We start from the raw sequence: 10652 nt of genomic DNA, 5'->3' as shown, positions 1-10652 counted from the left end.
GGCGTACGGCCGAACGCATCGGCCTTCTCCGTACCGCCCTTGCCGTCCAGCGACACACTCTGGATGTTGCCGTTCAAGTGCTGGTAGAACCACCAACCCGCGCCGGCGGTGACCACGACGAGGACGGACAGGCATATCGCGAGGATCTTCAGCACCCGTTTGCCGCGCCCTGCCGGGCGGGCCCGGCGTCGCGAACGTGTGGTGCCGTGCGAACGCCTGCTGTCATGCGACCGTGAGCTGCCGTGCGAGCGGGATGCGGCGCGGGCCGCGGCCCGGCCGCCCGGGCGCGGTCCGTCGGGCTCGCCCGTGCGCTGTCCGGGCACCCGGGCGCTGCGGTCGCGCGTGGCCTGGCCACCCCGGCCGTCCCACGGCTCGCTCATCTACCCACTCCCACGACGGTCGGGCCCATCACTTGGTTGCGTGATTGCGCAATCTAACAAACCCCTGGCCCGAGCAGCACTGATCCACACACAATTCACAGGCGAGGCACCCCGCGGGCCGTCTGGAGCCTGCGCGCGGCGCGGGAGCCGGCCGCCAGGAGACCGGCGGCGTACACGGCCAGGACGGCGACGAGCAGGACGTAGTACAGCACCGGGAGGCCGGTCAGGCCGAGCACCGGGCCGAGCGGTGACGGTGGAAGCGCCAGGCCGATGGCGGCGAGGGCGAGCGCGGCCCAGGTGACGGGGCCCGGCCTGCGACGGCCGGCGGTGTGGCGCCCGGCCCGGAGCAGCACCATGACCAGGGACTGGGTGAGGAGGTTCTCGGTGAACCATCCTGAGTGGAACACCGCCTCGTCGTCCCCGGTCCCCGGCCCGTGCAGGGCGAGCGCGAGGACGGCGAAGGTGGCGAGGTCGGCGACCGCGTTGAGCATGCCGAAGCCGGTGATGAAGCGCAGCAGGTCGCGCGGGCGCAGTCCCGTCGGCCGGCGCGGCACCGAGGGGTGCGGGCGGTCGTGGGCGAAGGCGAGCTGGGCGGCGTCGAAGCACAGGTTCTGCGTGAGGACCTGCGCCGGGAGCATCGGCAGGAAGGGCAGGAGCAGGCCGGCGGAGAGCATCGCGATCACGTTGCCGAGGTTGGAGGAGAGCGTGATGCGCAGGTAGGTGGCGAGGTCGGCGACCGCGTGCCGACCCGCGGCGATGGCGTGGTCGAGCGCGGCGAGGTCCTTCGCGGCGAGTACGACGTCGGCGCCCTCGCGCGTCACGTCGGCGGCGTCGCGCGGGGCGATGCCGACGTCGGCGGCGCGCAGCGCGGGGAGGTCGTTGACGCCGTCGCCGAGGAAGCCGACGCCACCCTCCGCGAGGCGCTGCGCCTGCGCTGAATCCCTTGACCGATGGGCTGAGCGGGATCCTTCCGCTCAGCCCATCGGCACTATCAGGCGGAAGTGGGCGCCCTTCAGGACCGGGTGGCCGTGCGAGCGCGAGGCCAGGAGGACGTCTCCGTCCACCACCTCGGCGATGCGCCGGGCGCGGTGGAGGCCGTCTCCCCGGTCCTTGCTCTTGGTCGAGCGGCCCGCACGGAAGACCAGGTCCTCCCGGCCCACCGGGTAGGTGATGCCCGGGCCGCTGTCCTTGACGTCCACCAGCCACTCGTCCCCGGACGGCTCGACCTGGATCGCGACGCGCCCGGTGTCCGAACCGGCCAGCGCCTCCCCCGCGTTCGCCAGCAGCTCGTACAACAGGACCTGCGCGGCACGCGTGCTGATCCGGGCCACGGCCGCGGCCGGAGCGCCGATCTCCACCTGCGGACCGGGGAACGCCTGCTGCCACATGCCGGCCATCTCGCGCAGCAGCGGGACCAGGTCCGTGGTGCCCTCGACGCGCTGTCGGTCCACCGGGTTCTCGGCGGTCTGCGCCGCCAGCTCGGCCAGCCGGGCGTCCAGGTCGGCGGCGGGAGCGGAGTCGGACAGGGCCGCCATGTAGTCGTCGTACGCGGGGCTGAGGCCGTGCCGCCGGGCCTCCCACTGGCGTACGGCGTGGCCGTCGTCCTCGGGCGCGGCGTCCTGAGGGAGAGCCGCCCAGTCCCGCAGGGCCGCCTCCAGCCGCTGGTGCGCCTGGTCGCCGAGGACGGACAGGACTCCGCAGCGGCGGAACCGGACGCGGTCGGCGGAGGCATCCTCGACCGACCGGAGCCGCACGAGCCCGGGCATGGCGGCCCTGACCGCCTCGGCGTCGGGGATCACGTCGGCCGCGTACTGCGCCTCCGTCAGAAGCTCCTCCGCCGTGACCTCCTCGCCGGGCGGTGCCGCCGCGAGCGCGGCCCAGAACGCGATCCGCGCGACGAGGGACGGGCCGAGCGGCCTGAGCACCGTGTCCTCGACGGCCGCCGTGAACGGCCGGTCCTGACGCCACTGGGGCAGCCACCGCCGGCCGCCGCCGGCCCGGCCGTGGCGCTCGGCCAGGGCCTGCAGGAAGAGGTGGAGCAGCGCGGGGTCCCAGCCGGTCGCGTACGCGAGCGCGTCGGCGACGGTGATGCCTCCGAGGCCGGTCAGGTCGAGGATCCAGCGAAGGGTCAGCCACCTCGTGGACTCGTCCGGTCCGAGCAGCTCGTCGAGTTCGTCCGGTGTACGGCCCGCGAACGCGGCCAGCGGCCACTGGGGTCCCAGCACCCGCAGCAGTGCCGTGGAGCGTCCGGTGCGCAGGGTGGCCAGCTGCAGCAGCGCCCGCAGACCGAGCACCGCGCACCCGCCGCGGCCCGCCGATGCCTGCAGGGCCGGGCCCACGGCCACGAACGGGGGAACCTTCTCCATTCCCTCGGGCTCCCGGGTCTCGGGCCCGCCGATGAACAGGTCCAGGTTGCCGAGGGGCCTGAAGCGCGCGATCTCCGGATCGGCGAACGCCCGCGACACGGTGGTGAGATATCCGCCCGTGACCTCGTCGGGCCTGACGTCCTCGGCGTCGTCCCGGTTCAGGAAGCAGTTGAGCGCCGTGACGAAGCGCTGGGCCGTGTCGAAGCCGCCGTCGGCCAGGGAGGCGTACGCCTCGATCAGCTGCCGGGCCGAGCCGTCGGCCGGTGCCCAGGCGGCGTAGCGCGCCTGCCGCTGCTGCTGGACCGGATCGAGGTGCCATTCGAGGAGCTGTTCCGGGGACACCCCCGGCATCCAGGCGGGCAGGGCGGGCACCCGCTCCGGGCCGGAACTGCGCGTGCCGTCGTCGATCTGCCGGGCCGCGGCCCGCAGCAGCCCCGCGTCGATCAGCGCGCGGCTCGACTCCGCCCCCGCGGCCTCGACCGTGCCCGCGGCCTGCCGTTCCTTCAGCCGCTCATGCAGCTCCTCCTGCTCGTCCCGCAGCCTCTGCCCGAAGTCGGCTTCGGCCTGTTCGAGCAGGGGCAGCGTCTCGGGCCAGGAGACGACGCACCGCCTCTCCAGCTCCGCCAGGTCCAGGTCGGGCAGGGGCAGGTCCGCCTCCTGGGCCTGCTTCTGCAGGGCGGCCCAGCGGGAGTCGAGTTCCCCGAGCAGCTCCTGCCGGCGGGCCGTGACGGCCTGCAGGCGACGGGAGAGCTGGGCCTGGTCCGGCAGCGGGCCGTTCTCCAGGAGGTACTCGGCGGCCTCCACCTCCCCCTCCCGCAGCAGGCTCTCGAAGACCGCCTGCTCGTCCTCGTCCTCGGCGATGCCGCGCAGCACGGCATCGGTGAGGGTGTCGTCGTCCAGCCGCTCCGGCCTGCGCAGCTCCACCGCCAGCCGGCCGTAGCAAAAGCGCCCCGGCCAGCGGCCCAGCAGTTCGATCACGGGGTCGTCGGTCATGCGTGCACCCTTGCCCACTCGGCCACCGGCTTCAGGCGCTCCAGCAGCGCCAGCGGGGGATGGCGATACGGCGGTTGAAGGACGTCGGCCTCGCTGAACAGCCCGTCCCAGGCCTGGGCCGTCAGCAGGGCGAACCTCCGGAAGTGGGCCAGGACGGGTTCACCGGCCTCGGCCCGGCCCACGGCGCCGGCGGAGAGCCGGCGCGCCTCCAGGACCAGCTGCTCTATTCGGTTGAGGTGCGACATCTGCTTGCGCCACTGGATGGGTTCCTCCCCGGCTGCGGCGACCAGCCGGTCGACGTGGCGGCGGACGTCGGTGGGCAGGTCGGGGCCCAGCCCGGGGCGGAGCGGGGGCTCCGTGGTCGCCGCCTCGATGCGGGTGAGGATGCCGTCCGCGGCGAACATGCCGTCGTGCCAGGCCTGTCCCGCGTCGAAGTTGAAGCGGCCGCGGCGCCGCCGGATCTCGTCGATCCTGTGGCCCAGCGCGACCCAGCGCTCCTCCGCCTCGGCGGCGGTCAGGGCCGTGGCCAGCTCCGCGGTGAACGCGTCCAGCGGCAGGCCGCGCCCTTCGGGCAGGCCCAGTTCGCGGACGGCGTCGGCCAGTTCACGCCAGCGGGGCGACAGGGTCTCGCCGTACAGGTCGACCACCTGGCCGCCCGAGGAGCCGCCCCACAGCAGCGTCTCGGCGAGCCCGCCGACGGCCGCGACCGCCTGGTCGTCCTCGTTCTCGACCTCCAGGGCGGCGAGCTCCAGCGCCTCGCCGACCGGGCCGAACTCCAGCGGCAGCGCCGCCGTGCACACGGCCGCCGTCAGCCGCTCGCCGTTGCTCGGCAGCAGGCGCCCGACCAGCGCGGCCTCGAAGAAGGCGGACCGGCTCCAGGCGTCCCTGACCAGCCACCGGCACCAGCGCCGGCGGTGCACGGACGGCACCCGGTCGCCCAGGCGCAACAGCGTGGCGGCGGCGCGGCGCAGATCGGTGGCGGAGACCTTGCGCTCCTCCCAGACCTCCAGGACCCGCCAGGGGTCGTCGAGGTCGCGCAGGATCTCCGTGAGCGCCTCGCCGTACCGGCCCTCGGCGTCGGCCTGACGTGCCGTCACCAGGGCGCCGTACGCGGCGGTCGCGCCGTCGGTGACCGGCGGGGCGGGTGCGGCGGGCTCCTGCGGCCGCGGTGCGGGGTCCGGGTCCTGCTCGACGCCCAGCCGGGAGAGCAGGTCGGTCACCAGCCGGGAGCCGTGCACCCGTACCCCGAGCTGGCTGGGGGTGCCGGTGCCCTCCGCGCGGGGGGAGACCCGCCCCAGCGGGGCGAAGCTGCCGAGCTGGAGGGTGTCGTCGCGGGCCACCAGCCGCACCCCGGAGCGCCGCCGGTGCACGGTGATGCCCCGGGTTCCCTCGACGACCTTGGTGAACGCCTTGACGGCGTCGGCGTCCCGGCCCGGGGAGGGCTGCACCAGGTGCACCGCGACGCCCCTGTCGGCGCACTCCCGCAGGGCTCCGGCGACGCGTTCGGTGGCGGCCCGGGCGCTGATGCGGTCGTCGGCGAGGACCAGCCGCTCGGTGGCGCCGTGCAGCGCCTGCCACAGGTAGTCCTGGTGGGCGCCGTCCTCCACCAGTTCCACGCTCGGCGCCTCGTCCGTGGCCTGCCGGACGGCGTCGGCGAGCGCAGCCTGGTGCTCGTGCCAGCTCGCCGCCCAGATCCGCCTCATCTCGGGGGTGTCGTCGGCGGGCCCCGGCGGCAGCGGCGTCTCGGCGATCTCGGCGCCGAGCGGCTCGACGTCGTCGGCCGCGGGGAACTCGTCCTGGTGGGTGAGGACCTGCAGCCGCTCCTGGCCGGAGAACCCGGTCCGGCGGACCCACAGCAGCAGGTCCGCGACGCACGCGGGCAGTTCGGGACCATACTTCGACGGCTCGATCAGCAGCCCCGTCAGCTGGCCGTCGGAACCGCTCACCAGGTCGAGCGGACTGTGGGCGCTGACGTAGGCGCGCACGTTGTCCTGGATCACGACGCAGGCCGCGGTGCGCACGCTCGCGGCGGACAGCAGCACCCGCCCCGGGTACTTGGCCGCCAGCTCGCTGAGCGCGGTGCGCACCTCGGGGGCGAGCGAGTCGCCGATCGTGCGTCCCCAGGAGAAGACGAGCCGGACCTTGCGCTTGAGCGCGTCATGCAGCTCGGGCAGCAGGGCTTTCAGGGTGGAGTAGCGGATCGACGGGGAGACGATGACGACCTGCTTGTCCGCCTCGGCCAGCAGTTCCTTCAGCGCCCACTCGTGGCCCTGGGAGTTCTCGATCGGCTCCAGATCCGCGCGTGCCTGGAGCAGTCCCCGCAGCCGCTGCTGGATCTGGCGTCCGACGTCCTCCAGCTTCTGCTGCGCCTGCCCGGTGTGGGGGGCCTCGACCCGCGGCAGCTTCTCGACCTCGGTCGCGAGCCGGGTCAGAAGCTGCGGGACGCCCTCGGGTTCGAGCAGGACCCGGCTCGCCCTCCCGCGCAGCGCCTGCACCAGGCCGCTGTCCGGCTGTTCGTCGCCGAGCCGGGCGAAGTACTCCTGGAAGCGGGCCTCGGCACGGGCGCTCCAGAACCGCTTGCCCGGGTCGGCGACGGACACGGTCAGCCGCCCGCTGTCGTCGTCGGCCCGGACCAGGACCCCGACGGTGTACCAGCGGATCTCCTGGGGCGGCTGGAGCAGCGGGTTGCCGAAGCTGACGTTGAGGATGCGACGCCGGAAGCCGGCCCCACCGCCGTACCGGGTGGCCGCGCGGACCGCGGCCAGCAGGTCGCGCGGCGGCAGGTCCGAGGCCTTCAGCCCGTGGTCCACGGGGGCGCGCAGGGCCCCCGGCGGCGACTTGGCCGTGCCCTCCCGCTCCGCGAAGAAGCTGCCGGTGATCGGCTCGAAGAGGTACGACCGGCTCTCCTGCACCCCGTTCTCCTCGGCCGCCGCGGAGCCCGCGTCGATGCTGTCGCGGCCTCCGTCGCTCAGTTCGAGGTCGCCGCTCTCCAGGTCGATGGAGACCAGCCCGCGCGCCCACAGCGAGGTCACCACGTCGAGCACGACCCGGTACGGCAGGACGAACAGGTCGGCCAGGTCCTGCACCTTGGTCAGCCCGGTGCCGATGGCCTTGGTGACGAGGGTCTCCAGGGTGGTCTCGCCGTCCTCCGGGCCGACCTGCATCTTGAGGGTCAGCATCCGGCACGGCAGCGCCAGTTGGACCAGGTCATTGATCACGGCCGCCCCACTTCGTCGGCGGAGACGACGGTGCCGTAGTGACGCAGCACCTTGGCGACCGTCGCCCAGTGCTCACCGCCGTAGGTGGCGAAGTGCTGCAGGTCGCCCACGACGACGAGCAGCCGCTTGGCCCGTGACATCAGCACGTTGATCAGCTCGCGCCGGCCCACATGGCCCACGTTCCGCTCGATGCCGCCGCTCGGGTCGGCGGTGCTGCGCACCAGGGACACGATGACCCGGTCGGCCTCCCGGCCCTGGAAGGAGTGCACGGTGTACTCGCGGCCGCGCAGCGAGTCCCGGCCGCCGAGCAGGTCCAACTGGGCCTTGTAGGGCGTGAGTACGGCGAGGCTGCCGTCGTCGTCGAGGCGGTCGGGAGGCGCGGAGGCCGGCTGCATCCACTGGGCGATCCGGTCCACCAGGTCCACCTCCCCCATGTTGCGCCAGCGGGGTTCGTCGCCGAATCCCTCGCAGCCGCTGGTGTCGACCCAGACGAGCGACCTGCCGCGCAGGAAGTTCGGGGCGGTCAGGTCGTGCGGCTTGTACCGATCGGTCTCCAGGAAGCTGACGGGCAGCCCGTTCTCCTCGCGCGGCGGGACGCGGGGGTAGAAGGCCCGGCTGACCGGTTCGGCGATGGTCTTGTCCATGCGGAACTGCTTCTCGATACGGCCCACGGCCGAGTCCATCTGCTGGTAGTCGCGTTCGGTCTTGTCCGCGAAGATCTGCTCGAACAGCCGCAGGGCGTTGAGGTGGTCGTCCTTCTGCTCGTACTCGAGGGCCACCAGGGGGTCCTTGTGGCCCCGCAGCGAGTCGAGGAAGGCCTCCAGCTCCTCCCCGCGGTGCGGCCCGAGCTGCAGGTGGTCGCCGATGAGGGTCCAGCGCACCCCGAGGACCAGCGGGACGATGATCTCGGTCGACCACGCCTTGGCGGCCTCCTCCACGATCACCCAGTCGAACAGGTCTCTCGGGTCCCAGCGGCCGTCGTTGATGGTCGCGGCGATGGAGCAGGTGGCGAGGACCACACTGGCTCCGCTGCGGATCCGCTCGCTGAGTTCGAGCTGGTTGGAGGTGATGTGCTGCAGCCACTGCTCCGCCAGGTCCCGGCGCGCCTCCTCCAGCGGGGGCAGGTTCGGCAGGTCGATCCACCAGCGGTTCCCCAGCTCGACCAGCTCGCGCGGGTACGGGGCGTCGGCGTAGGGCGGGTGCTCGTAGGACTTGCGGGCGAGCCTGGCCCTGAGCAGCCGGGTCGAGGCGTCCTGCACCGACCGGGTCAGGTGGGTGAGCGTGTGGGAGCGCACCAGCTCGTCCCGTACCTCGTCCTCCTTCTCCGCGGGCGTCTCGCGCAGGATGAGGGTGCGCGGGCCCTGCTGCTGGATGAGCTTGCGCGCCAGGCCGTCGAGGGTGTGGTTGGACTGCGAGGTGACCAGGATCCGGGCCCCCTGCTCCACGGCCAGGTTGCGGCGTACGGCGGCGGCCGTGAGGGTCGACTTGCCGGAGCCGGGCGGTCCCTGCAGGGCGAAGAGCGGGTGGGTGCCGAGCATCCGCTCGATGAGCTTGCGGGAGGTGGGGCCGAAGTCGACCTCGCCCTCCAGCAGGTGGGGGTCGATCCAGCGGCCGCGCCCCAGGTCGAACGAGAACGGCGCGCGCAGTGACTCGATGAGCAGCGGCTGCGCCCTCAGCAGGGCCAGTCCGCGTTCCTGCCGGTCGAGTTGGGGGCCGCTGCCGCCGTCGTCGACGTGCCGGATCCAGCCCGCCTTGGGGATGCTGCCCCCGCCCTGCACGGTGACCCTGATCGTCTGGGGGTCGACGTACTCCCGGAAGACCGCGGTGACCCCCGAGCCGCCGAAGTACGGCTCGCGGGTGGAGCCGCGGCGCACCACGTTCAGCAGGGTGGCCTTGCCCTCGCGTTCGCCGTCGAGTCCGGTGAAGAAGTCCCCGAACCGCGGCCGGCGCCGCTCGTCGAGCGCGTAGGCGGCCAGCATCGGGCTGGCGTGCCGGCGTTCGGCGTCCGCTTCCTCGTCGAACTCGATGGTCACCGTGCCTTGTTGGTGGCCGGTCTCGACCTTGCGGAACGGGTAGGACCGGGCTTGGAGCACCACGCGCTGATAGCTGAGGAGGAACTGCAGCGAGCGCAGGTACATCTCGTTGAGCGTGTCGCTGCCGGCGTGACCGTTCACCTCTTCCTGGAGGTCCGTCCACGAGCGCCTGCCCTCGACGACCTTGGACATGTCCTGTCCGGGCCGGAAGGGGATGAGTTCGAGCCGGCTCTCGATCTTGCGTCTGCGCTTGGCCGTCACCAGCTCCATGGTGATGTCCTTGTCGCGCAGGTACTTGATGACCAGGACCTGTTCGAAGTGCTTGCGCGTGTTCGTCATGGGGACGGGGTCGTACAGGACGGCGCAGAACCAGACGGCGCGCTGCCCGATCAGCACCCACTGGGCTTCCTTGAGCCGGTCCTCCGGTCCGGTGGCGTATCCCAGGGCCCCGCGCTCCGAGTGGACCAGTTCGGCCTCCTCCAGTTCCCGCTCCAGGAAGAACCGCAGTTCCTCCCGGCCGGCCGGGGTGGCCGGGGAGTGCCGGATCCACTGCCGTTCCTCGTAGAGCATCTGCACGCTCTCGTCCGGCATGAAGGCGACCAGCCGGGGTGTCTTGTCCTCCGGCCCGGCCCAGTGGGCCTGGATCTGCTGCCAGTTCTCGTCCAGGTGCTTCGCCGCGGTGTACGCGGTCCAGCGGCTGTCCGGGTGGGGCTCCATCATGCGGCGCAGCGCCTGGGCCAGGGCCTCGGGCAGTCCGGCGGTGGTGAGGTGGGAGACCATGGCCCGCTGCAGCCGGGCCAGCGCGGCCTTGCGGTCCGCCGGGCCGGCCAGCTTCACCTCCGCGTACGGCTCGGGCAGGACGTCGGGGATGCGGCCGCAGAACCACTCCCATGCCGTGGCCCCCAGCCCGTAGACGTCGGTGCTCACCCAGTCCCGGCGCACGCTGGTGTGCTCGTCGAACAGATAGGAGTGCAACTCCGGTGCGAGGAAGGCGAGATGGCGCTCGGGGTCGATGCCGGCGGGGGCCGTGTAGAACTGGCGGACCTCGGCCACCGTGTCGGGGCTGCTGCCCGCGCCCACGGTCCGGATGACGTTCCCCATCAGGGTGCTCATCTCGAACCGCGACAGGACGATCTCGACCTTGTCCGGGTCCCAGACGTCGATCACATGCGTGTTGAGCGAGGCCGCGGTGAGGTTGCGGTGGATGATGCCCGCCGAGTGCAGCTCGTTGAGGGCGTCCAGCAGCTTGCTGAAGTGTTCCAGCGCCCTGCGCGGGGCGCGCCGGGCCCATGCGACGGTGTGGTCGATGTTGATCGGTTTGCCGCGTTCCCGGGTGAGCGTGAAGGCGATGTCCTCGTTCGGGACGAACTTGCCCATGGCGATCTGCGGCAGTGCGGGGTGGTTGAGCGCTCCGACCCGGAGCAGGTTGCGGGCGGTGTGCTCCCATAACTCCCCGGCCAGACCGGTGATCTGGAGAAAGATCGTGAGCTGGTAGGCGTCGTGCCCGTGGGTCTCGGTGCGGCGGTTCAGGGTCGCCCGCACCAGGCGTTCCGGTACCACGATCTCCGGATCCCCGACCAGCGTGTAGCCCCCGAACTGAGCCTCGTCACGGCAGAAGAGCCGGTCGATCAGTTCCTTGCACTGTGCGACGTTCTTCAATGC

General features: G+C 72.6%; 3 protein-coding genes and 2 pseudogenes. All 5 read right to left on the bottom strand.

Translation table 11 applies throughout. The annotated features are described in order from the left end of the window. Nucleotides 1–380 (bottom strand): annotated as a pseudogene (locus ACFYZZ_RS43530) (LytR family transcriptional regulator); the annotation flags it as partial. Nucleotides 381–475: 95 nt separating this feature from the next. Further along, nucleotides 476–1300: pseudogene (locus ACFYZZ_RS43525) on the bottom strand (cation transporting ATPase C-terminal domain-containing protein); the annotation flags it as partial. A gap of 54 nt (nt 1301–1354) precedes the next feature. Continuing rightward, the gene (locus ACFYZZ_RS43520) at nt 1355–3739 is read right to left on the bottom strand and encodes an ATP-binding protein (protein WP_389189081.1); all 2385 of its coding nucleotides are present in this window, start codon (nt 3737–3739) and stop codon (nt 1355–1357) included. Continuing rightward, entirely contained in the window at nt 3736–6957 is a 3222-nt protein-coding gene (locus ACFYZZ_RS43515; RefSeq protein WP_389189079.1) for a hypothetical protein, read from the bottom strand. Before ACFYZZ_RS43515 ends, ACFYZZ_RS43520 begins: the two co-directional genes overlap by 4 nt. After that, nucleotides 6954–10649, bottom strand: a complete 3696-nt coding sequence (locus tag ACFYZZ_RS43510) for an AAA domain-containing protein (protein ID WP_389189076.1) — start codon at nt 10647–10649, stop codon at nt 6954–6956. The genes ACFYZZ_RS43515 and ACFYZZ_RS43510 overlap by 4 nt, the downstream gene beginning before the upstream one ends. Between the last annotated feature and the right edge of the window lie 3 nt (nt 10650–10652).

Source organism: Streptomyces sp. NPDC001816 (assembly GCF_042892235.1).
Lineage (GTDB): Bacteria > Actinomycetota > Actinomycetes > Streptomycetales > Streptomycetaceae > Streptomyces.
This window is presented reverse-complemented; position numbering and strand designations above follow the sequence as displayed.